The following is a 23,083-nucleotide window of genomic DNA, read 5'->3' as shown; positions in this document are numbered from 1 at the left end:
GCGAAATGTGAAAACTGCAAAGGGTGTCAGCCCACCCCTAACCCCTCCCGCAAGCGGGAGGGGGACTTTACTCGGCCGCCTCCATCTGCGCGCTCTGGCGCATCGGCTCTTCGCTCTCCATCGGCTTGAGGCCGAGTTTCGCGAACAGCGCCGCGTCGGCGCTGTCTCCGGCGTTCGCCGTCGTCAGCAGCTTGTCGCCGGTGAAGATGCTGTTCGCGCCCGCCATGAAGCAGAGCGCCTGCGTCGCCTCCGACATGCTCTCGCGCCCCGCCGACAGCCGGACCATGCTGCGCGGCATGGTGATGCGCGCGACCGCCACCGTGCGGACGAACTCGATGTCGTCGATTTTGGCGAGCGGGGTGTCCGCCAGCATGTCGCCGAGCACGGTGCCCTTCACCGGCACCAGCGCGTTGATCGGCACGCTGCCCGGATGTTCGGGCAGGGTCGCGAGCGCGTGGATGAAGCCCACCCGGTCGGCGCGCGTCTCGCCCATGCCGACGATGCCGCCGCTGCACACATTGATCCCCGCCGCGCGCACTTCCTCCAGCGTATCGAGCCGGTCCTGAAACGTCCGCGTCGTGATGACATTGCCGTAATTTTCGGGCGAGGTGTCGATATTATGATTGTAATAATCGAGCCCCGCGACCGCCAGCGTCTGCGCCTGCTCCCTGGTCAGCATCCCCAGCGTCATGCAGGTTTCCATGCCCATCGCGCGCACGCCCTCGATCATCTCGACGATCGCGGGCATGTCGCGATCCTTGGGATTGCGCCAGGCGGCGCCCATGCAAAAGCGCTTCGACCCCGAATCCTTCGCCTGCGCCGCCGCCTGCAGCACCGCGCGCACGTCCATCAGCTTAGTGGCCTTCAGGCCGCTGTCGGCGGATTTGCTTTGCGAGCAATAGCCGCAATCCTCGACGCAGCCGCCGGTCTTGATGCTGAGCAGGGTGCAAAGCTGGATCTCGCCGCGCGCGTGGTGGCGGCGGTGAACGCTTTGCGCTTCCCACATCAGTTCGTCGAACGGCAGGTCGAACAGCTCGGCGATTTCTTCGCGGGTCCAATCGGTCCTGCTCTCCCCTCCCGCCTGCGGGAGGGGCAGCGAGACTTGCGAACGCAGTTCGCTAGTCGCAGCGAGGTGGGCATTTCGGGTGCCGGAGCTCGCTTCGCTCGCGCCCACCCCTAGCCCCTCCCGCAAGCGGGAGGGGGATTCAGTTTCATTACTCACGCAGCATCCTCCAAAGGCGGCATATTATGCCCCAACAAACGCAGCACGTCGGCGGCGCATTCCACGACGTTCGATCCCGGCCCGTAAATCCCCTGCACCCCCGCGTCGCGCAGATATTGATAATCCTGCGGCGGGATCACCCCGCCCGCGATCACCTTGATGTCGCCGCGTCCCGCTTCCTTCAGCTTGTGGATAAGTTCGGGGATAAGTGTCTTGTGCCCCGCCGCCAGGCTCGATGCGCCGACGACATCGACCTCGTTTTCGAGCGCCAGCACCACCGTCTCTTCGGGCGTCTGGAACAGCGGTCCCGACACGACATCGAACCCCATGTCGCCGAACGCCGAAGCGATCACATTGGCGCCGCGGTCATGCCCGTCCTGCCCCATTTTGGCGACGAGCAGCTTCGGTTTGCGCCCCATCCGGCGCTCGACCGCCTTCACCCCGTCGAGCACCTGTTGCCAGCGATCGTCGCCTTCATAGGGCGCGGCATAGACGCCCTTCACCGGCGTCGGCTGGGTGGCGTAACGCTGGAAGCTTTCCTCCATCGCCGACGAGATTTCTCCCAGCGTCGCACGCGCACGCGCGGCTTCAACGGCGTGCGCCAGCAGGTTCGTTTCGATCGATTGCGGCGCCGCCGCCGCCCTCCGCAGCGCATCTAGCGCCGCCCGGCACGCCGCCTCGTCGCGGCTCGCCTTCACGCGATTGATGCGCGCGACCTGCGCCTCGCGGACCTTGGTGTTGTCGACCTCGAGCGTTTCGAGCAGATCCTCGTCCTTCAGACGATATTTGTTCACCCCGACGATGACATCCTCGCCGCGGTCGACGCGCGCCTGCCGGGCGGCGGCGGCTTCCTCGATCATCGCCTTGGGCCAGCCCGCCGCCACGGCTTTGGCCATGCCGCCCTCCCTCTCGACGCGCTCGATAATCTCCCACGCCTTGTCGACCAGTTCCTGCGTCAGCGCTTCGACATAGTAAGAGCCGCCGAGCGGATCGACGACCTTGGTCATCCCCGTTTCTTCCTGGATGACGATCTGTGTATTGCGCGCGATGCGGGCCGAAAAATCGGTCGGCAGCGCGATCGCTTCGTCGAGCGCGTTGGTGTGCAGGCTCTGCGTCCCGCCGAGCATCGCCGCCATCGCCTCGATCGTCGTCCGGATGACATTGTTATAGGGGTCCTGCTCGGTCAGGCTGACCCCCGACGTCTGGCAATGGGTGCGCAGCATCTTGCTGCGCTCGTCCCTGGCGCCAAGGTTGGTCATAACACGGTGCCACAGCACACGCGCGGCGCGCAGCTTCGCAATCTCCATGAAGAAGTTCATGCCGATCGCGAAGAAGAAGCTCAGGCGCCCGGCGAACTTGTCGATGTCGAGCCCCGACGCGACGCCATAGCGCACATATTCCGCCCCATCGGCGATGGTGAAGGCCAGCTCCTGCACCTGCGTCGCGCCGGCTTCCTGCATATGATAGCCGCTGATCGAGATGCTGTTGAACTTGGGCATCTCGCGCGACGTGTAGCCGAAGATGTCGCTGATGATCCGCATCGAGGGTTCGGGCGGGTAGATATAGGTGTTGCGGACCATGAACTCCTTGAGGATGTCGTTCTGGATCGTCCCGTCGAGCAATTTGCGGTCGACCCCCTGCTCCTCGCCCGCGACGATGAAGAAGGCGAGGATCGGGATCACCGCGCCGTTCATCGTCATGCTGACCGACATCTGGTCGAGCGGGATGCCGTCGAAGAGGATCTTCATATCCTCGACCGTGTCGATCGCGACCCCCGCCTTGCCGACGTCGCCGACGACGCGCGGATGGTCGCTGTCATAGCCGCGGTGGGTGGCGAGGTCGAAGGCGACCGACAGCCCCTTCTGCCCCGCCGCGAGGTTGCGGCGGTAAAAGGCGTTCGATTCCTCGGCGGTCGAAAAGCCCGCATATTGACGGATCGTCCATGGCCGCCCCGCATACATCGACGCCCGCACCCCGCGCGTGAAGGGCGCGAAACCGGGGAGGCCGGGGTCTTCGCGCACGTCCTCGGCGGTGTAGAGCGGCTTGACCGCTATCCCCTCGGGCGTGTGCCAGGTCAGGTCCTTGCCCTTCACTTCCTTGGCGGCGGCTTCGGCCCATTGGTCGAGGGTGGGTTTGTCGGTCATATGCGGTCTCGTTCCATATCTCCTCTCCCACCGGGAGAGGATATGAAGCCTTGGCCACAGGCCTAGGCGGAGTTGGTGAGGGTTGCCGCCCTCTAAAACTCGTCATGCTGAACTTGTTTCAGCATCCATGGCCGGAGTTCGAATTTTACGCCGAGTCCAAGGAAACGGCGGGCCATGGACCCTGAAACAAGTTCAGGGTGACGAAGCAAAACAGGTCAATGCGCCCCCTTCGGCGTCTCCATAATCTCGGTCAGCACCCCGCCCATATCCTTGGGGTGCAGGAAGAAAATCAGCGTCCCATGCGCCCCGATCCGCGGCTCCCCCAGCACCCGCTTGCCCAGCGCCTCGAACGCCGCCCTGGCCGCATGAATGTCGGGCACCTCGTAACAGACATGATGCTGCCCCCCCGCCGGGTTCTTCTCCAGAAACCCCGCGATCGAGGTGTTACCGGGCAAAGGCTCGATCAGCTCGATCTGCGTGCCGTCCATCGCCCCGCCCGCACCCGGCGTATCGACAAAACACACTTTCACTCCCTGCTCGGGCAGGTCGAACGGCTCGTGGATCTTCGTCGCGCCCATCACGTCGCGGTAAAAGACGATGCTGTCGGCGATCGACGGCGTCGCGACGCCGATGTGGTTGAGGCGGCCTAGTTTCATCCTTCGATCCTCGGTTGACCACCGCCGCGGCCGGACATTTCGATCATCGTTTCGATGCGAACGACGCGCTTGTCCAAGGCGATGATGTCGCGCGACACCTGTTTCAGCTCATTAATCTGTTCGTCGATCTGTTCCTCAAGGCGTTCGACCTGCGATTGCAGCAGGAGCACCTCGCGAATGGACTTCAGAATGTCGGATACCGTGCTCATTTCCGCACACCCGCATCGCGCAGCATCTTGTCGACTTCCTTGCGCGTCTTTTCCAGCTTGGTGATCGACCGTTCCAGACTGGCGCGCATTTTGGGCACGGCTTCATTCAGTTCCTGCGCGAGCAGTTTCAACGCTTCTTCTTCGTCGTCGGACACTCGCCCGGCGATATAGCGCGACGTGGCCTCGCGCACGACATTGCCGACCGATTCACCGCGCTTGGCGGCGAAGGCATCGAGCGCCTTTTTATGATCCGGGCTCGTCAGGAACGTAACACGTTCGGTTTGCATGGCAGACTCCTTCACATTATAAGATCATTATAATGTTGAGACGGAGTCGTCGCAACCGTCAGTTTGCGGTAAAAGACGATGCTGTCGGCAATCGACGGCGTCGCAACGCCGATATGGTTGAGGCGGCCCAGTTTCATGATGTTTCCTTAATCCTCCCCGCTTGCGGGGAGGTGGCAGCGCGAAGCGCTGACGGAGGGGGTTCGCGTCCTGACGCCACGTCGCGCAAGGCCGACACCCCCCTCCACCATGCTTCGCATGGTCCCCCTCCCCGTTTCGGGGAGGATCATATCACAGCGGAATATTGTCATGCTTCTTCCACGGATTCCCCAACTGCTTGTTCCGCAGCTTCCTTAACCCCAACGCGATCCTCCGCCGCGTCGAGTGCGGGTAAATCACCTCGTCGATATAGCCGCGCTGCGCCGCGACGAAGGGGTTGGCGAAGCGGTCCTCATATTCCTTCGTGCGCTCGGCAATCTTTTCGGGGTCGCCGATGTCGCTGCGGAAGATGATCTCGACCGCGCCCTTCGCGCCCATCACCGCGATCTCGGCGGTCGGCCAGGCATAGTTGAGGTCACCGCGCAGATGCTTCGACGCCATCACGTCATAGGCGCCGCCATAGGCCTTGCGCGTGATGACCGTGATCTTCGGCACGGTCGCCTCGGCATAGGCGAAGAGCAGTTTCGCGCCATGCTTGATGATGCCGTTATACTCCTGCGCGGTGCCGGGCAGGAAGCCGGGGACGTCGACGAAGGTGACGATCGGAATCTCGAACGCATCGCAGAAGCGCACGAAGCGCGCGGCTTTCTTCGACGAATTGATGTCGAGCACGCCCGCGAGCACCATCGGCTGATTGGCGACAATGCCGATCGTGCGCCCCTCGATCCGCCCGAAGCCGCAGATGATGTTTGCGGCGTGCGCCGGCTGCACCTCGAAGAAATCACCCTCGTCGACGGTCTTCCGGATCAGCTCGTGCATGTCATAGGGCTGGTTCGCATTGGGCGGGATCAGCGTGTCGAGGCTCATTTCGGCGCGATCGAACGGGTCGCTCGTCGGGCGTACGGGAACCCCGGCGCGGTTATTTTCGGGCAGATAATCGAAGAAATCGCGGACGCTGAGCAGCGCCTCGATGTCATTCTCGAACGCGAGGTCGGCGACCGAGCTTTTCGTCGTGTGCGTGATCGCGCCGCCGAGCTCCTCCTGCGTCACCACCTCGTTGGTCACCGTCTTCACGACGTCGGGACCGGTGACGAACATATAGCTGCTGTCTTTCACCATGAAGATGAAGTCGGTCATCGCCGGGCTGTAAACCGCCCCGCCCGCGCAAGGCCCCATGATCAGGCTGATCTGCGGCACCACGCCCGACGCCAGCACATTCTTCTGGAACACATCGGCGTAGCCGCCCAATGACGCGACGCCCTCCTGGATACGCGCGCCGCCGCTGTCGTTCAGGCCGATGACCGGCGCGCCGACCAGCATCGCCTTGTCCATCACCTTGCAGATCTTCTCGGCATGGCGTTTCGACAGCGACCCGCCGAAAACGGTGAAATCCTGGCTGAACACATAGACGAGACGGCCGTTGATCGTCCCCGATCCGGTCACGACGCCGTCACCGGGAATCTTCTGGTCCTGCATCCCGAAATCGACGCAGTCATGCTCGACATAGGTGTCGAGCTCCTCGAACGATCCCTCGTCGAGCAGCACGTCGAGCCGCTCGCGCGCGGTCAGCTTGCCCTTGCTGTGCTGCGCGTCGATGCGCTTCTGCCCGCCGCCCAGCGCGGCGGCGGCGCGGCGGCGTTCCATTTCGGCGATATTGGCGGACATGCGGCTCTCCGGATGAATGCGAAAAGCTCCCCTGCCCGTTCGGCGAGCGCGAGGCAAATGCGAACTTGCAAAGTTGCAAAGTGCCAGTTTGCAAACTATCCTCCCCAGCACGGGGAGGGGACCATGCGAAGCATGATGGAGGGGCACGCGCGGATATTCGCAGCGCTTCTAGGCCGGGAAACAGCTCGCGTGCCCCTCCACCACCCTTCGGGTGATCCCCCTCCCCTTTCAGGGGAGGATTTGCGGTGCGCCAACGAATCTTTGCGGGAAATCGTCTCAAGGCGCTGCGCCTCGATCGCGGTCTCAAACAGGCCGAGTTCGCCGCGACGCTCGGCATCTCGACCTCCTACCTCAGTCAGATCGAGCATGACGATCGCCCGCTGACCCCGGCACTGCTCGACCGGTTGCAAAAGCTCTTCCCGCTCGAATGGGAAGAGGTCGCGAGCGACGCGGGCGACCGCCGCGCTGGCGCGCTGCGCGAAGCGGCCGCCGATCCGCTGTTTGCGGCGTCGCCTCTGCCCCCCGACCAGCTCGAGCGTGCGGCACTCCAGCAGCCGCAGCTCGCCGACCAGTTCGTCGCCCTCCACGCCGCCTATCGCCGCGCAGGCCAGCGGCTCCAGATCATCGACGAGGCGCTCACCGGCGGCACGGCCGAGGGCAGCCGCCTGCCGTGGGAAGAGGTGCGCGACTGGTTCCACGACGCGGGCAATTATGTCGACCGGCTCGACCGCGCCGCCGAGGCACTTGCGAGCCAGATCCGTGGACAAGCCGCCTCGCCGCCCGTCGAACGGATCGAACAACGGCTCCGCGACGCGCTCGGCATTTCGATTGTCTATCGCCAGGCTCCTGCGCTCCGCGATTATGACGCGACGATGCGTCACCTCGTCGTCGATCCGTCGCAGCCCGCCGAGAGTCGCCGTTTCCAGCTGGCACACCAGCTCGCCGCGCTTGCGCTCGCCGAGGACATTGCGGCAGTCGTCGAGGCCTCGCCGCTGCGCACCGCGGCGGCGCGGCAATTGCTCCACGTCGGCCTCGCCAACTATGCCGCGGGCGCGTTGCTCATGCCCTACGCCCCCTTCCGCGCCAGTGCGCGCACGGTGCGCCATGACATCGACCGGCTGCGGCTCGAATATGGCGTGAGCTTCGAGCAGACGTGCCACCGCCTCTCGACGCTCCAGCGTCCCGGCGCGCGCGGCATCCCGATGTTCTTCTGCCGCGTCGACATGGCGGGCAATATCACCAAGCGGCACAGCGCGACGCGGCTGCAATTCGCCCGCTTCGGCGGCGCCTGTCCCTTGTGGATTGTCCATGAAGCGGTCGCGATCCCCGACCGCATCCTGTTCCAGCTCGCCGAAACGCCCGATGGCCTCCGCTATGTGTCGATGGCGAAGGGGCTGGTGAAACCGTCGGGCAGCTATGCGCGGTCCCCGCGGCGCTACGCCGTGGCTTTGGGGTGCGAGGCGCAATATGCCGGTGATTTCGTCTATGCCGACGGGGTGGATGTGGGCGCGCCGCAGGCCGCAACGCGCATCGGCTCCTCGTGCCGTATCTGCCCGCGCGATGACTGCGACCAGCGTGCGTTTCCGCCAAGCGACCGGCCGATCCTGGTCGATCCGGACCGGCGCGATGTGGTGCCGTACCGGATTGGGTGAAGGAAGCTAAAACTGCCCCAAAGCCCGTTCGTGTCGAGCGACGTCGAGACACGAACGGGATTGGATCTTGTCCCGTCCTATTTCAGCAACACCAGCTCTTCGGCCATGCTCGGGTGCAGCGCCACCGTCGCGTCGAAATCCGCCTTGGTCAGCCCAGCTTTCACCGCGACTGCCGCGGCCTGCAATATCTCCGGCGCGTCGGGGCCAATCATGTGCAGGCCGACGACCTGATCGGTCGCGGCGTTGACGATCATCTTGTAGAGTGCGCGCTCGTTACGACCCGCAAGGACATTTTTCATCGCACGAAAATCGCTGGTGTAGACGCGAATCGAGCCCAGCTTGTTGCGCGCCTGGGCCTCGGTCATGCCGACCGCGCCGATCGGCGGGTGGCTGAACACCGCGCTCGGGACGTTGGCGTAATCGACGACGGTGGGCTTGCCGCCATAGACGCTGTCGGCAAAGGCCTGCCCCTCGCGGATCGCCACCGGAGTCAGCTGAATGCGGTTGGTGACGTCGCCGACGCCATAGATGCTCGGTACCGACGACTGGTTTTGCTCATCCACCTTGATGGCGCCCGCCGCATCGAGCGCAACGCCGACGTCTTCCAGACCGAGTCCCTTGGTGTTGGGGACACGTCCGGTCGCCATCAGCACCGCATCGGCGACGATCGGCTCGCAATTCTCCAGCAGCACGGTGAGCGACCCGTCGTCATTTTTTTCGATTGAGCGGAACGGCGCGTTGAACTTGAAATCAATGCCCTTGGTCATCGAAATCTGGAGCAAGCGGTCGCGGATCTGCTCGTCATAGCCGCGCAGGATCGTGTCGCCGCGGTTGACGATCGTCACCTTGCTGCCGAACTCGTTGAAGATGCCGGCAAACTCGTTGGCGATATAGCCGCCGCCCGCGATCACGACGCGCTTTGGCAGCGTTTCGAGATGGAACACCTCGTTCGACGTGATCGCATATTCGCTGCCCGGAAAATCCGGAACGTGCGGCCAGCCGCCGGTCGCGATCAGGATCCGTTCGGAGGTGAGTTCCTGCCCGTCGGCGAGGCGGACCTTCTGCGGTCCGACAACGGTCGCACGGGTCTTGAAGACCCTGACCTTGTGGTTGTCGAGCGTCTGGCCATAAAGACCCTCGAGCCGGTCGACCTCGGCGAGCACATTATCGCGCAGCACGTCCCAGTCGAAACGGCAATCGGGAACGTCCCAGCCGAACTTGCGCGCGTCCTTCAGGTCTTCGGCGAAATGCGCGCCATAGACGAGCAGCTTTTTGGGCACGCAGCCGCGGATGACGCAGGTGCCGCCGACCCGATGCTCCTCCGCCACGGCGACGCGCGCGCCGTGCGAGGCCGCGATGCGCGACGCGCGCACGCCGCCCGAACCCGCGCCGATGACAAAGAGATCGAAGTCGAAATCGGACATGAAGGAAACCCCTGATAGATCGCACAGCCATTCGCGGCCCGCGCCTATGTGGTTACGCGCGGGCGCGATGCCAATCGATTTCTGCGGTCAGGCTAATCGCCGAGCGCGGCTTTCATCAGCGCTAGCGTCGCCGGATCGAAGTCGGCCGTCCCTTCGGCAAGCCCCTTCGCCATCTCCTTGCCCAGCTCGACGCCGAACTGATCGAACGGGTTGATGCCGAGCAGCACGGCATTGGCGAAGACGCGATGCTCGTAAAAGGCGATCAGCGCGCCCAGGCTTCGCGGGGTGACCTGATCGAGCAGGATCGTGGTTGAAGGACGGTCGCCCGGATAGTTGCGCGCGCCGTCGTCGCTCGCGCGCCCGGTCATCAGCGCGGCACCCTGCGCGATGCAATTGGCGACAAGCGTTTCGTGATGCGCTTCGTCGAGCAGGTGATCGGGCTCGCGCGCGACGACGAATTCGACCGGCACCAGCTGCGTGCCCTGATGGAGCAGCTGAAACACCGCATGCTGGGCATCGGTGCCCACGCCGCCCCAGGTGATCGGCGCGCTTTGCCGCGCGAGCGGCTTGCCGTCCAGCGTGACCGACTTGCCGTTCGATTCCATCTCGAGCTGTTGCAGATAGTCGGGAAGCAGCCGCAGCCGTTCGTCATAGGCAAAGACCGCGCGCGTCTGGCAGCCGAGGCGGTTGGCGTAGATCTGGTCGGCGAAGGCGGCGAGCAGGCAGATATTGTCGGCGCCATCGGCGAGGCGAAAGTGGCGATCCATTTCCGCCGCGCCTTCGAGCAGGTCGGCGAAGGCGTCCCAGCCGAGCGCAAGCGCCGCGGGAAAGCCAATCGACGACCAGAGCGAATAACGCCCGCCGACGGTCTCGCTGAACGGCAGGATGCGCGTTTCGTCGATCCCCCATTCCATCGCGCGGCCCGGATTGGCGGTGAGCGCGATGAAACGGCCGACCGGATCGGCGACCCCCGCCTCGTCGAGCCATTGCAGCGCCGAATTGGCGTTGAGCAGGGTTTCGGTGGTGGTGAAGGTCTTGGACGCAACGGCAACGAGCGTATGTTCAGGACTGAACCTCGCAAACGCTTCGTCGAGCGCGGCGCCATCGACGTTCGAGACGACCGCGACGTCATAGCGGTCGCTGTGGCGGCCGAGCGCATCGACGAGCAGGTCGGGACCGAGCGCGGAGCCGCCGATGCCGATGTGGAGCAGGTGGCGGATCTCGCCGAACGCCCCTGCCTCGATCGCGTCGATCATCATTCGCATTCTTTGATGCAGCGCCTGCGCGGCATGGACCGTTTCGGGCGCGCCATCGCCACGCTCGGCGCTATGTTCGGCGGCGCGGTTCTCGGTCGGATTGGCGATACCCCCCGAAAAGAGCGTCTTGCGCCGCCCGCCGAAATCCTGCGCCTCGGCGAGGCCCGACAGGATTGCGAGAGCCGCGCCGTCGAGATGCGTCTTGGCGAAGTCGAAGCGGATGTCGGCGACGTTGCGCACGAGCACCTGCAAGCGCGCTTCGGGGTCGGCGGCGACCAGATCTGTCAGTTTCTGCGGATGCCAGTCGGCAAGGGCCTGCCAGGCGTCGGAGGCGGTCGTCATGGAATCGTCCTTGATTATCCGTTCGCGTCGAACAACGCCGGGACACCCGAAGCACGGCGCCACGACGATGGGCATCTCGCCTTCGCTCGATGCGAACGGGGTGAGATGTCGGCTCCTCTCTAGGCTCGCCACTCGCACGGCGCCAGCGTCATCCGCCGATATTCGCTTGACGTGGCATCCTATTCATCGCCAATGCCGCGGCATGACCGAAGCCAGCCTTGCCGCCGATAATTCCCCCTCGCCGTCCGCGCCGACGCCCGCGCCCGCGTCGGCGAAGGAAGAGGCCGTCGACACGGTGCGTTTCCTCGCGCTGCTCGCCATCGCCGTGCTGCTGTTCCGCAGCTTTTTCCTGTCACCCTTCAACATTCCATCGGAATCGATGCAGCCGCGGCTGCTGATCGGCGACTATCTGCTCGTGAACAAGATGGCCTATGGCTACACCAAACATAGCCTGCCGTTCAGCCTGCCGCTGATCCCTGGCCGCATTTTCCCGCGCACACCCGAACGCGGCGATGTCGTGGTGTTCAAAGCGCCGCCGGCGGCCGACAATGACTATATCAAGCGCGTGATCGGCCTTCCCGGCGACAGTGTCGAGCTGCGTGACGGCATCGTCTGGCTCAACGGCAAGCCGTTGCCACGCGAGCCCATGCCCGATTTCGTGATCCCGGTGACGCCGAACATGATCGAAGCCGCGCGCGCATCCGGCACGCTGCCCTGCTATGCGATGGAGTTCGAGGAGGTCGGGCCGGACGGCCAGCGCCAGTGCCGCTACAGGCAGTTCCGCGAAACGCTGCCGAACGGCAAGAGCTATGCGATCCTCGACATCGTGCCCATCGCCGAGGACAATGTGCCGCTCATCATCGTGCCCGAAGGACATTTGTTCCTGATGGGCGATAATCGGGACCGCAGCGCCGACAGCCGCTTTCCGGCGATGGAAAATCAGGGCATCGGCCTGGTTCCTGAAGAAAATCTGGTGGGACACGCGCTCGTCAGCATGTTCTCGACCGACGGCTCGGCGAGCTGGATCAATCCGATCAGCTGGTTCACCGCGGCGCGCTGGAATCGCATCGGGGACGGTTTTTGAGCGACCCTCTCGACACCAGGGCGCTCGCCGAGATCATCGGCTGCACCCCGGACGACCCTACGCTTTACGACCTTGCGCTGACGCACGGCAGCACCGGGCGCGCCGATTATCAGCGGCTGGAGTTTCTGGGCGACCGCGTGCTGGGGCTGGTGCTGGCATCCGAACTCTACACGCGCTTTCCGGCCGCGAGCGAGGGTGAGATGTCGTCGCGGCTGCATGTGCTGGCATCGGGCGCGACCTGCGCCGCGATCGCGCAGCGGCTCGATCTGCCGTCGCTCATCCGCTTCGGCGCGCAGGCGCGGAGCGATGGCGGCCGCTACAGCGACAATATCGCCGCCGACGCGATCGAGGCGCTGATCGGCGCGCTGTATCTCGACCGGGGCATCGACGCGGCGCGCGCCTTCATCCTCGCCGAGTGGGGCGCAATGATCGACGGGCAGCAGGCCGCACCGAAGCATCCGAAAGCCGCGCTCCAGGAATGGGCGCTCGCGCGCGGTCGCCGCCCGCCCGAATATGAGATCGTGTCGCGCGAAGGCCCCGACCACGCCCCGCGCTTCCGCGTCGCCGTTCGCGTCGGCAAGCTGGCGCGCGCCGAAGCCGAGGGCGCGAGCAAACAGGCCGCCGAAAAGGCAGCGGCGGCGGCGCTGCTCGCCGAACTCGAAGGACAGGAAAAATGACCCAGCGCTGCGGTTTCGTCGCGGTCGTCGGCGCGCCCAACGCGGGCAAATCAACCCTCGTCAACGCGCTTGTCGGCCAGAAGGTGGCGATCGTCAGCCCCAAGGCGCAGACCACGCGCACGCGGCTGATGGGCGTCGCGATGGAGGGCGAGACGCAGATCATCCTGATCGACACACCGGGCATATTCGCTCCCACCCGCCGCCTCGACCGCGCGATGGTCGCCGCCGCCTGGGGCAGCCTCGAGGAAGCCGAAGCGATCCTTGTCATGGTCGATGCCGCGGCGAGACTGACCGGCCGCGTCGAGCGCGTGCTCGAAGGCGTCGCGGGGCGGTCCGAGAAGAAATATCTGATCCTGAACAAGATCGACCTGACCAGGAAGGACAAGCTGCTCGCCATCGCGACCGAATTGAACGCCAGGGTCGCCTTTGACGAAACCTTCTTCATTTCGGCGAGCAGCGGCGACGGCGTTCACGAACTCAAGACGCATCTGGCGAAGCTGATGCCCGAAGGCCCATGGCATTTCCCCGAGGATGAGGTCAGCGACGCCCCCGAGCGGATGCTTGCCGCCGAAATCACGCGCGAGCAGCTCTATCGCCAGCTCCACGAGGAATTGCCCTATCAATCGACCGTCGAGACCGAGCTGTTCAAGACGCGCCCCGACGGCAGCGCCGAAATCCATCAGCAAATCTATGTCGCGCGCGACAATCAGCGCGCGATCGTGCTGGGCAAGGGCGGTGCGCGCATCAAGGAAATCGGCGCCCGCGCGCGCGCCGAGCTGAGCGAGTTGATGGGCCGCAAGGTCCATCTGTTCCTGCACGTCAAGGTCAAGGAAAATTGGGACGAGGACCGCAGCGTCTATCGCGACATGGGGCTCGACTGGGTGGATTAAGGTTGGCGCCGCACTCTACCTGCTGAGGCGCGCCGCCCTTTCAAATGTCAGGAAAAGTCAGCCCGATGCGGCCGCCGTTCTGCGGCTCCCGTCGGATGGCCGCAGTCGGTTCCTGCGCGCGTCCACAGGCCTGCCGGGCATGGCATTTGTCCACATTTGAAAGCGCCGGGATGAAGGCTGCCACAGCCGGGCGATGTAGGACAGCGTTTTTGGTGGCCGGTGTGGGGTGGATTCCGGCCTTTCCCTTATCCGTCATCCCGGCCTTCGCCGGGATGACGATAGAGTTGAGGGCAGCTTCCGGTCGCATCCGGCCGCTCCGGTCCGCGGGGGCGAGACCGCTGCTACCCTCCGGCCTTCTTCTTTGCCGGCGCCTTTTTCGCGGCGGGCTTTTTTGCCGGGGTCTTCTTCTTCGCTGCCGCCTTTTTCTTGCCCTTCGCCGGTCCCTTCGCCGCGCGCGCGTCGATCAGCGCGATCGCTTCCTCCATCGTCAGTGTCGCGGGGTCGGCGGTCTTGGGCAAGGTCGCATTGGTCGTGCCGTCGGTCACATAGGGACCGAAGCGTCCTTCCATCAGCTTCATCTCGCCCCCGCTCACCGGGTGCGGGCCGAAACTGTTGAGCGGTTCCGCCTTGGTCCGCCCGCGCCCGCCGCCGTTCGCCGCCTCGGCGATGCGCACGACGGCGGCGTTCATGCCGATGTCGAAGATTTCGGCGGTGCTGGAAAGCTTCGCATATTTGCCGTCGTGGAGCAGATAGGGGCCATAGCGTCCCAGCCCCGCGACGATCGGCTTGCCCGTTTCGGGATGCACCCCGACTTCGCGCGGCAGGCTCAAGAGCCGCAGCGCATAATCAAGGTCGAAATCCTCGACCGGAATGTCCTTGGGGATTGACGAGCGTTTTGCCTCCTTGCCCTCGCCGAGCTGGATATAGGGGCCGAAGCGCCCGCTGCGCCGGGTGACTTCCAGTCCGCTGTCGGGATCGGTGCCCAGCGTCTCGGGGCCGTTATCCGCCTCGCCATGGCCGCCCGGCTGCGCGAACTTCCGCGTGAACTTGCAGTCGGGATAGTTGCTGCATGCGATGAACGGCCCGAACTTGCCGCCGCGCAGCGCCAGCTTGCCGGTGCCGCAATTGGGGCAGAGCCGGGGGTCGCTGCCGTCGCCCTTGTCGGGAAAGAGATAGGGGCCGAGGAACTCGTCGAGCGCCGCCGTGATCTCCGACGGCTTCTGCTCCATCACCTCGCCCGTGCGCGGCTTGAAATCGCGCCAGAAGCGTTCGAGCACCGCCTGCCACTGCGCGCGGCCGCCCGACACATCGTCGAGCTCTTCCTCGAGCCCCGCGGTGAAGTCGTAACCGACATAACGGGTGAAGAAGCGTTCGAGGAACGCCGTCAGCAATCGCCCGCTCTCTTCGGGAATGAAGCGGTTCTTTTCGACCGTCACATAGGCGCGGTCCTTGAGCACCTGGAGGATCGAGGCATAGGTCGACGGGCGCCCGATGCCGAGCTCTTCCATCTTCTTGACGAGGCTCGCCTCCGAATAGCGCGGCGGCGGCTGCGTTTCGTGGCGTTCGACCTCGACGCCGGTTTTGGCCGGCGCGTCGCCCTTTGCCATCGCGGGCAGCAGGCGCGCGTCGTCGTCGTCGGAACTGTCGTCGCGGCCCTCGTCATAAAGGGCGAGGAAGCCGGGGAACTTCACCACCTGCCCTGTCGCGCGCAGCACCGTCTTGCCGGTGCCGTCGGACAGATCGACGCTGGTGCGTTCGAGCCGCGCCGACGCCATCTGGCTCGCGAGCGCGCGCTTCCAGATCAGCTCATAGAGCCGCGCATGGTCGCCGCTGCCCGCCTTGTCCTTGCTGAAATCGGTCGGACGGATCGCTTCATGCGCTTCCTGCGCATTTTTCGCCTTGGTCTGATATTGGCGCGGCTTGTCGGGGACATAGCCGCCGTCGTAGCGCGTCGCGATCGCCTTGCGCGCCGCGCTGATCGCGCTGCCGTCCATCTGGACGCCGTCGGTCCGCATATAGGTGATCGCGCCATCTTCGTAGAGCGCCTGCGCGATGCGCATCGTGTGGCTGGCCGAAAAACCGAGCTTGCGCGCGGCCTCCTGCTGCAAGGTCGAGGTGGTGAAGGGCGGCGGCGGATTGCGCGTCAGCGGCCTGGTCTCGACCGCATCGACGGTGAAATGCCCCGCCTTCACATCGGCCTCGGCGGCGCGCGCATCGGCTTCGCTGGTGATCGACAGCCGCTCGATCTTGTCGCCTTTCCAGCGCGACAGGCGCGCCTTGAACGGCGTGCCGCCCATTTCGAACAGGCCGGTGACCGACCAGTATTGCTGCGCAACAAAGGCTTCGATCTCGCGCTCGCGCTCGACCACCAGTCGCAGCGCGACCGACTGGACGCGCCCCGCCGATTTGGCGCCGGGCAGCTTGCGCCACAGCACCGGCGACAGGGTGAAACCGACGAGATAGTCGAGCGCGCGCCGCGCGCGATAGGCGTCGATCAGGTCGGTGTCGAGCGCGCGCGGGTGCGCCATCGCCTCGGTCACCGCCTGTTTGGTGATCGCGTTGAAGGTCACGCGATCGACCGCGGCTGGCAGCGCCTTCCTGCTGCGCAGCAATTCCTGCACATGCCAGCTGATCGCCTCGCCCTCGCGGTCGGGGTCGGTCGCGAGGATCAGGCGGTCGGCGCCCTTCGCCGCGTCCGATATTTCCTTCAGTCGCTTTGCCTTGTCGGGATAAAGCTGCCACTGCATCGCAAAGCCGTCGTCGGGATCGACCGACCCGTCCTTCGGCGGCAGGTCGCGGACATGGCCATAGCTCGCCAAAACCTTGAAATCGCGACCGAGATATTTCTCGATCGTCTTTGCCTTGGCCGGCGATTCAACAATTACCAACTGCATTCAAAACCATCCCCGTCACCGGCGCTCACATGTACGCGCGAGGGTGGCGGGGATCGTTTGATTCCGTCAAGCGGCTTTTTGCGTCACCCATCCTGCCATCTGAAATCGGCGGGCAGGATACATTTGCCCCGGTCATATTCGCCGACGCGCCGGATGATCTCGCTATCGTCGGGCTCGATCCGGCGGCCGCTGATCTGGGCGTCGATTACGCGGCGGACGAGCGCGTCGAGGCGGGTGACGAGATAGCAGTCGATCGCGGGCGGCGCATGCGGATTGCCGACGCCACTGTCGTCGGTCAGGAACAGGTAGCGCGACTGCGTCGCCGCCGCCATCGCACGCATCGCATATTCGGCCTTGTCGGCGACGCCCGAGGCGGCGACCGGCGTGATGTGGATGCGTTTCGCGCGCGCCGCCTCCGCCGCGACCCAGGTGCGAGCGAACCTGTCGTCGTGCGGCGGCGCGTCGGCGACGAGCAGCAGCGACTTCACCGCGTCGGGGCGCCAGTCCTGCGCCACCGCGCGGATCAGCGCCCGGTCCATCGCCTCGGGATAGTCGCCGCCGCCATTCGCCTGCTGACGCGCCAGCGCACCCTGGACGCGGCCGATGTCGCGGTCGAAAGCGACCGTGCGCGTCACATAATCGTCGCCGAGGTCGCGATAGAAGACGAAGCCGACGCGGATGTCGAGGTCGCGGTGCTTCGCCGCGATCGCGCCGATGATCGAGCGCGTTTCGGCCTGCAAATAGCGGATTTCGTCACCCATGCTGCCCGTGGTGTCGATGACGAGCATCAGGTCGAGTTTGGTGGCTTTCGTCGCGGCGCGGTTTGCCGTGAGCCCAACGACTTGCCCGCCAGCGGCATGGCTGACGAGCACGGGCCGCGCGTCGGCGATCATGTGCCCAGCCTTGCGTGCCGACACGTCGATCCGCTCGCTCAGCCGGTCGAGGCCGGGAAAGAAGACCGCGCTGCCGTCGGCGTGCGTCGCCATGGTGATGCTGTTGCCGTCGCTGCACGTCACGGTCACGTCGGCGAAGGGGATCGGCTGGCCGTTGCGGTCTGCCACCTTCACCGTCACCACGCGCGTCGTATCGACGCGCGGCAGATCGCGCACCTCCTGCCCCAGATTGGCGCTGCGATTCACATAGGCGGCGTAGAGTTCGGGATTGAGCAGGTCGTCATGCTCGCCGGCCGTCAGAATGCCCGATTGCGGTTGCGGCTGCGGCCATGGGCGCGGCGGGACCGGAGGGCGAATGCGGGCATCGGCCGGCGACGATGCGACAGGCGGCGCGGCATCGGCCGATACCCGCGATCCGGTCACGACGACGTCCGGCGCCGACCCCGCGCTCTCATAGGATGGCGACGGAGCCGTCGGCGCGGGCGGCGGTGGTGGTGGCGGGGGCGGCGGTGGAACGGGCTCGGCGATCGCCATCGGGTCGCCGTCGCGTCCGCTGCGTCCCTCGGTCTTGTGGCCCGTCTCCGATTGCCGGTTCGGTGTCACTTCAGGGTCCAGCTGCGGCAGCGGAGCGGCATTGCGGCAATAGGCCTGTCCGCGCTCGGTCGTTGGCTGGGCGATGGCGGGGGGAATGGGAGCGGGCGCGCTGGCCAGCACGGCAACCAGAGTGACACTCGTCAGAAACCGGCTTCGCATCAACCACCTCCCCGCATGTGATACAATATCATCAGCTTGTCGCGTCACCGCTGAACCGTGGCTGAACCGCGATGAACCGATAATGCAGCGATAATCCGACGCTGTGCGGCGCATCACAGAAGCGAGATTTTGGCTCCGGCATGGCGCTCGACCCGCCCCGCGAGCTCCAGCTCGAGCAGCACGAGCTGAACCGCCGCGGCATCCTGCCCCGACTGGCGCACCAGTTCGTCGACCGCCACCGGCGTCGGGCCGAGCAGTTCGACCAGCGCGCGCCGCTCGCCATCCGCGGGCTCGGCCACCGGCGCCGCGACGAAAGCCCGGCCCGGCTCGCGGACCATGCGGCGGTCGATCGGGCCGATCGCCTCGAGCACATCGTCGATCGTCTGGATCAGCGTCGCCCCTTCGCGGATCAGCTGGTTGCAGCCCTGCGCGCGCGGATCGAGCGGCGAGCCGGGCACCGCCATCACTTCGCGGCCATAGTCGCCCGCGCGCCGCGCGGTGATGAGCGAACCCGATTTCGGCGCCGCCTCGATCACCACCGTGCCATGCGCCAGCCCCGCGATGATCCGGTTGCGCGAGGGGAAATGGCGCGCGAGCGGCTCGGTGCCCGGCGGCTGTTCGGCGATCAGCAGCTGATCGCTTGCGATCTTTTCCTGAAGCGCGGCATTTTCGGGGGGAAAGGCGATGTCGATGCCGCTGGCGATGACGCCCACCGTCGATCCGCCCATCGCACCGACATGCGCCGCGGTATCAACCCCGCGCGCCAGGCCGCTCACGACGGTCACACCCTGTCCCGCCAGGTCGGCGGCGAGCTGGCGGGCGAAACGGCAGGCGATGGCCGACGCGTTGCGCGCGCCGACGATGGCGACGCACGGGCGGTGCAGCATCGCGGTATCGCCGCGCACGACGATGACGGGCGGCGCGCCTTCGACCGCGCGCAGCAGCGGCGAATAATCATCCTCGTCGCTGAATATATGGCGCGCGCCGAGCGCCGCGACGCATTCGATCTCGCGTTCCGCAATCTCGGCAGGCGCGATCCGCGCTTTCCCTGCCCCGCCGCGCAGCACGAGGTCGGGCAGCGCTTCGAGCGCGGCCACGCCCGATCCGAAACGCTGCATCAACTGGTGCCAGCTGACCGGGCCGACATGCGGGGTGCGGATCAGCCGCAGCCGCGCCAGCCGCTCGGCGTCGCTCACGCGCGCTCTTTCGCGGCGCCGATGCGCGGTTCGGTCCCGGCGCGCAGCCGGGCGATATTCTCGCGGTGCCGCCACAGCACGATCACCGCAAGTCCGGCGAGCCCCACGGCATAGACCGGGTAGCCGAACAGGAACGCCGCGACCGGCGCCGATACCGCGCCCAGCATCCCGCCGAGTGAGGATATCCGCAGCAGCAGCACCGCACCGAGCCACACCGCCGCAAAGACCAGGCCGATGGGCCAGGCGAGCGCGAGCGCGAGGCCGAGCAGCGTTGCCACGCCCTTGCCGCCGCGAAAGCCGAGCCACACGGGATAGCAATGGCCGATCATCGCCGCGGCGCCCGCGATCATCGCGGCATGGTCGCCGAGTTCGGGCGCGAAGTGGCGCGCGAGCAGCACCGCCGCCGCGCCCTTGGCGCCGTCGAGCAGCAGCGTCGCCGCCGCCAGCCCCTTGCGCCCCGTGCGCAGCACATTGGTCGCGCCGATATTGCCCGACCCGATCTGCCGCAGATCGCCCGCGCCGAACGCGCGCGTCAGCAACACGCCGAAGGGGATGGAGCCGAGCAGATAACCGCCGGCGATCAACAGATAGATGGTCATCACACTCCCCGCTTCGTTCGCCTTCCCTTTTGGCGGGGTTGGCGGGAGCAATCAACGGATTCGGGCACATCGCGATCCGAAATGGATAAACCCGTCATCCCGGCGAAGGCCGGGATCTCACCCTCGCTTCCTTCCGCACCGGCGAGGTGCCGGCTTTCGCCGGGACGACGGAGAAGATTGAGAGCCTTTGCATCGCCTGCTAGGCGACACACATGCACCCACCCGTCCCCGACGCGCCGATCCTTTTCTTTGACAGCGGCCTTGGCGGGCTGACCGTGCTCGGCCCGACGCGCGCGCTGTTGCCGACTGCGCCGATCGTCTATGCCGCCGACTATGCCGGCCTGCCCTATGGCAAGAAAAGCGACGAGGAGCTTGCGGCGCGCGTCCCCGCCTTGCTCGGGCGGCTTGTCGAGCGTTACCAGCCGCGGCTCGCGGTCATCGCATGCAACACCGCCTCGACGATCGCGCTGGGCCATGTCCGCGCCGCGCTCGACCTGCCGATCGTCGGCACCGTCCCCGCGATCAAGCCCGCCGCCGCAATGACCCGCAGCGGCGTCATCGGCGTGCTCGGCACCGAAGCGACGGTGCGCCAGCCCTATGTCGACGATCTGAGCGCGCGCTTTGCCGGCGGCAAGACGGTGCTGCGCCACGGCAGCCCCGGCCTCGTCACCGGCGCCGAGGCGAAGCTGCGCGGCGAGGCGGTCGATCCGGAGGTGATTGCGCGCGCGGTCGCGGGGCTCCGCGATCAGCCGGGAGGCGACGCGCTCGATGTCGTCGTGCTCGCCTGCACCCATTTCCCGCTGCTGAAGCCCGAATTGCAGGCGGGTTTCGGCCCCGGCGTCGCGCTGATCGACGGCGCGGAAGGGATCGCGCGGCGTATTGCGCATCTGACCGAAGGGCAGCGCTGGCCCGCAACGGCGGCGCCGGGCATCGCGGTCTTCACGCGCAGCGACGACCGGCAACCGCCGCCGCTTGCCGCGCTCGCGCCCTATGGCATCGGATCGATCGAGACGATCTGATCGGACAATTTGTCCCGGATCTGCGAATCGTTCGCACTGGCCTTTGACGCTTTTCGGCGTTATTGGCCCGCATGTTAACAGCCGCCGGGGGAGCGGCGCCCAGAGCTTGACTGGCACCTGACTGCGGGGCTGAAACGTGAATTACAACGACATTTTCGCTCGCGCGATCGACCGGCTGCACGAAGAGGGACGCTACCGCGTCTTCATCGACATTCTGCGCAACAAGGGCGCATTTCCCAACGCGCGCTGCTTTGCGGGCCACAATGGGCCGAAGCCGATCACCGTCTGGTGTTCCAACGACTATCTCGCGATGGGCCAGCACCCCAAGGTGGTCGAGGCGATGGAGGCGGCGCTGCACGACGTCGGCGCGGGATCGGGCGGCACGCGCAACATCGGCGGCAACACCCATTATCACGTCGACCTGGAGGCCGAACTCGCCGACCTGCACGGCAAGGAGGGCGCGCTGCTCTTCACCTCGGGCTATATCTCGAACGAGGCGACGCTCGGCACGCTCGGCAAGCTGCTCCCCAACTGCATCATCTATTCGGACGAACTGAATCACGCCTCGATGATCGCGGGCATCCGCAATTCGGGCTGCGAAAAGCGCGTGTGGCGCCACAACGACCTTGCGCATCTGGAAGAGATGCTCGCCGCCGACGATCCCGAAGCGGCGAAGCTGATCGCCTTTGAAAGCGTCTATTCGATGGACGGCGACGTCGCGCCGATCCACGCGATCTGCGACCTCGCCGAAAAATATAACGCGCTCACCTATTGCGACGAAGTCCATGCCGTCGGCATGTACGGGCCGCGCGGCGGCGGCATCACCGATCGCGACGAAGCCGCGCATCGCGTGACGATCATCGAAGGCACGCTGGGCAAGGCGTTCGGCGTGATGGGCGGCTATATCGCCGCCGACAGGAATATCATCGACGTGATCCGCAGCTACGCGCCGGGCTTCATCTTCACGACCAGCCTGTCACCGGTGCTTGTCGCGGGCGTGCTCGCCAGCGTGCGGCACCTCAAGCAATCGAGCGTCGAGCGCGAGGCGCAGCAGGCCGCCGCCGCTTATCTGAAGCAATGTTTCCGCGACGCCGGCCTGCCGGTGATGGATTCGACGACGCATATCGTCCCGCTGATGGTCGGTGACCCGGTGCGCGCCAAGAAGATCAGCGACATATTGCTCGCCGAATATGGCGTCTATGTGCAGCCGATCAATTTCCCGACCGTGCCGCGCGGCACCGAACGCCTGCGCTTCACCCCCGGCCCCGCGCATGACGAGGCGATGATGCGCGAATTGACGTCAGCGCTCGTCGAAATCTGGGACCGGCTGGAATTGCAGCTCCAGAAGGCGGCGTGACGACCACGCCCGGTTTTGACGAGGTCGTCGTCGGACGACGCTCGATCCGCGGCTTCCTCGACAAGCCCGTTCCCAAGGCGCTGATCGCCGAAATCATCGCCGTGGCGATGCGCGCGCCGTCGTCGTTCAACAATCAGTGCTGGAACTTCTCGGTCGTGACCGGCGCGCCGCTCGACGCGATCCGCCGCGGCAATACCACGGGCATATTGGCAGGCAAGCCCGACAGCCGCGAGTTTCGCCGCTTCGACAAGGTTCCCGACGAACATCGCGGCCGTCAGGTGGAGATCGCCAAGCAATTGTTCGGCGCGATGGGCATCGAACGCGACGACAAGGATGCGCGGCAGGACTGGGTGCTGCGCGGCTTTCGCCAGTTCGATGCGCCGGTCAGCATCGTCGTCACCTATGATCGGGTGCTGCTGGGCAGCGACATCGCGCCGTTCGACTGCGGCGCGGTGACCAACGCGCTCGTCAACGCCGCCTGGTCGCGCGGGCTTGGCTGCGTGATCAACAGCCAGGGGATCATGCAAAGCCCGGTCGTGCGCGAACATGCGCGCATTCCCGACGATCAGGTCATCATGATCTGCGTCGCGATGGGTTGGCCCGACGCCGATTTTCCCGCGAACGCGGTGGTGTCGAACCGCAAGAGCGTCGAAGAAGCGGTGCGGTTCGTCGGGTTCGACGATTGACCGGCAGCAGCGGTTGACGCTT

General features: G+C 65.7%; 19 protein-coding genes and 1 pseudogene. 7 read left to right on the top strand and 13 right to left on the bottom strand.

The annotated features are described in order from the left end of the window. Window positions 1–67: 67 nt before the first annotated feature. From bioB to SPYCA_RS05605, 7 genes and pseudogenes are all read right to left on the bottom strand, one after another. The gene (gene bioB / locus SPYCA_RS05635; RefSeq protein WP_120222168.1) at window positions 68–1,096 is read right to left on the bottom strand and encodes a biotin synthase BioB; all 1,029 of its coding nucleotides are present in this window, start codon (window positions 1,094–1,096) and stop codon (window positions 68–70) included. 122 nt (window positions 1,097–1,218) lie between these two features. Further along, window positions 1,219–3,366, bottom strand: coding sequence for a methylmalonyl-CoA mutase (gene scpA / locus SPYCA_RS05630; protein ID WP_120219290.1), 2,148 nt, complete (start codon window positions 3,364–3,366; stop codon window positions 1,219–1,221). A gap of 215 nt (window positions 3,367–3,581) precedes the next feature. Then, on the bottom strand, window positions 3,582–4,022 hold the full coding sequence (gene mce, locus SPYCA_RS05625) for a methylmalonyl-CoA epimerase (RefSeq protein WP_120219289.1): 441 nt from the start codon (window positions 4,020–4,022) through the stop codon (window positions 3,582–3,584). After that, on the bottom strand, window positions 4,019–4,231 hold the full coding sequence (locus SPYCA_RS05620) for a hypothetical protein (RefSeq protein WP_120219288.1): 213 nt from the start codon (window positions 4,229–4,231) through the stop codon (window positions 4,019–4,021). The genes mce and SPYCA_RS05620 overlap by 4 nt, the downstream gene beginning before the upstream one ends. Then, complete coding sequence (locus SPYCA_RS05615; RefSeq protein ID WP_120219287.1) at window positions 4,228–4,518, bottom strand: hypothetical protein; 291 nt, start codon at window positions 4,516–4,518, stop codon at window positions 4,228–4,230. Before SPYCA_RS05615 ends, SPYCA_RS05620 begins: the two co-directional genes overlap by 4 nt. Window positions 4,519–4,565: 47 nt before the next feature. Then, window positions 4,566–4,655, bottom strand: a pseudogene (locus SPYCA_RS05610) (methylmalonyl-CoA epimerase); the annotation flags it as partial. 151 nt (window positions 4,656–4,806) lie between these two features. Further along, window positions 4,807–6,339, bottom strand: coding sequence for an acyl-CoA carboxylase subunit beta (locus SPYCA_RS05605; protein ID WP_120219286.1), 1,533 nt, complete (start codon window positions 6,337–6,339; stop codon window positions 4,807–4,809). A 245-nt stretch (window positions 6,340–6,584) separates the two neighbouring features. Between SPYCA_RS05605 and SPYCA_RS05600 the strand changes: the two genes are divergently transcribed. Then, window positions 6,585–7,991, top strand: a complete 1,407-nt coding sequence (locus SPYCA_RS05600; protein WP_120219285.1) for a helix-turn-helix domain-containing protein — start codon at window positions 6,585–6,587, stop codon at window positions 7,989–7,991. Window positions 7,992–8,068: 77 nt separating this feature from the next. On the opposite strand, the gene gor is transcribed toward SPYCA_RS05600, so the two are convergent. Both gor and pgi read right to left on the bottom strand, forming a co-directional pair. After that, complete coding sequence (gene gor / locus SPYCA_RS05595) at window positions 8,069–9,415, bottom strand: glutathione-disulfide reductase (protein ID WP_120219284.1); 1,347 nt, start codon at window positions 9,413–9,415, stop codon at window positions 8,069–8,071. Window positions 9,416–9,507: 92 nt separating this feature from the next. Then, window positions 9,508–11,013, bottom strand: a complete 1,506-nt coding sequence (pgi, locus tag SPYCA_RS05590; protein ID WP_120219283.1) for a glucose-6-phosphate isomerase — start codon at window positions 11,011–11,013, stop codon at window positions 9,508–9,510. Between the two features lie 202 nt (window positions 11,014–11,215). On the opposite strand from pgi, the gene lepB reads away from it, so the two are divergent. From lepB to era, 3 genes are read left to right on the top strand one after another with little or no spacing between them, the layout of a single operon-like run. After that, window positions 11,216–12,097, top strand: a complete 882-nt coding sequence (gene lepB, locus SPYCA_RS05585; RefSeq protein WP_232003537.1) for a signal peptidase I — start codon at window positions 11,216–11,218, stop codon at window positions 12,095–12,097. Next, a complete protein-coding gene (gene rnc, locus SPYCA_RS05580; protein ID WP_120219282.1) occupies window positions 12,094–12,774 on the top strand; it encodes a ribonuclease III in 681 nt (226 codons plus the stop codon). Before lepB ends, rnc begins: the two co-directional genes overlap by 4 nt. Next, entirely contained in the window at window positions 12,771–13,664 is an 894-nt protein-coding gene (era, locus tag SPYCA_RS05575; RefSeq protein WP_120219281.1) for a GTPase Era, read from the top strand. Before rnc ends, era begins: the two co-directional genes overlap by 4 nt. Before the next feature lie 341 nt (window positions 13,665–14,005). Here the strand turns inward: era and topA are convergent, their stop codons facing one another. From topA to plsY, 4 genes are all read right to left on the bottom strand, one after another. Further along, window positions 14,006–16,558 carry a type I DNA topoisomerase gene (gene topA / locus SPYCA_RS05570; protein ID WP_120219280.1) on the bottom strand — a complete coding sequence of 851 codons (2,553 nt, stop codon included), beginning with the start codon at window positions 16,556–16,558 and terminating at the stop codon, window positions 14,006–14,008. A gap of 83 nt (window positions 16,559–16,641) precedes the next feature. Next, a complete protein-coding gene (locus SPYCA_RS05565; RefSeq protein ID WP_120219279.1) occupies window positions 16,642–18,204 on the bottom strand; it encodes a vWA domain-containing protein in 1,563 nt (520 codons plus the stop codon). Window positions 18,205–18,317: 113 nt separating this feature from the next. After that, window positions 18,318–19,400 (bottom strand): DNA-processing protein DprA, encoded by a 1,083-nt coding sequence (dprA, locus tag SPYCA_RS05560; RefSeq protein ID WP_120219278.1) that lies wholly within the window; start codon window positions 19,398–19,400, stop codon window positions 18,318–18,320. Beyond that, on the bottom strand, window positions 19,397–19,999 hold the full coding sequence (gene plsY / locus SPYCA_RS05555; RefSeq protein WP_120219277.1) for a glycerol-3-phosphate 1-O-acyltransferase PlsY: 603 nt from the start codon (window positions 19,997–19,999) through the stop codon (window positions 19,397–19,399). Before plsY ends, dprA begins: the two co-directional genes overlap by 4 nt. Before the next feature lie 212 nt (window positions 20,000–20,211). On the opposite strand from plsY, the gene murI reads away from it, so the two are divergent. The 3 genes from murI (at window position 20,212) to SPYCA_RS05540 (ending at window position 23,061) form a co-directional block, all read left to right on the top strand. Further along, complete coding sequence (gene murI / locus SPYCA_RS05550) at window positions 20,212–21,018, top strand: glutamate racemase (protein WP_120219276.1); 807 nt, start codon at window positions 20,212–20,214, stop codon at window positions 21,016–21,018. A 136-nt stretch (window positions 21,019–21,154) separates the two neighbouring features. Then, window positions 21,155–22,375 (top strand): 5-aminolevulinate synthase, encoded by a 1,221-nt coding sequence (hemA, locus tag SPYCA_RS05545; protein ID WP_120219275.1) that lies wholly within the window; start codon window positions 21,155–21,157, stop codon window positions 22,373–22,375. Continuing rightward, complete coding sequence (locus tag SPYCA_RS05540) at window positions 22,372–23,061, top strand: nitroreductase (protein WP_120219274.1); 690 nt, start codon at window positions 22,372–22,374, stop codon at window positions 23,059–23,061. Before hemA ends, SPYCA_RS05540 begins: the two co-directional genes overlap by 4 nt. Window positions 23,062–23,083 lie beyond the last annotated feature (22 nt).

Source organism: Sphingopyxis sp. FD7 (assembly GCF_003609835.1).
GTDB lineage: Bacteria > Pseudomonadota > Alphaproteobacteria > Sphingomonadales > Sphingomonadaceae > Sphingopyxis.
The sequence above is the reverse complement of the archived record's forward strand: the minus strand, read 5'-3'. Positions and strand labels throughout refer to the sequence as shown.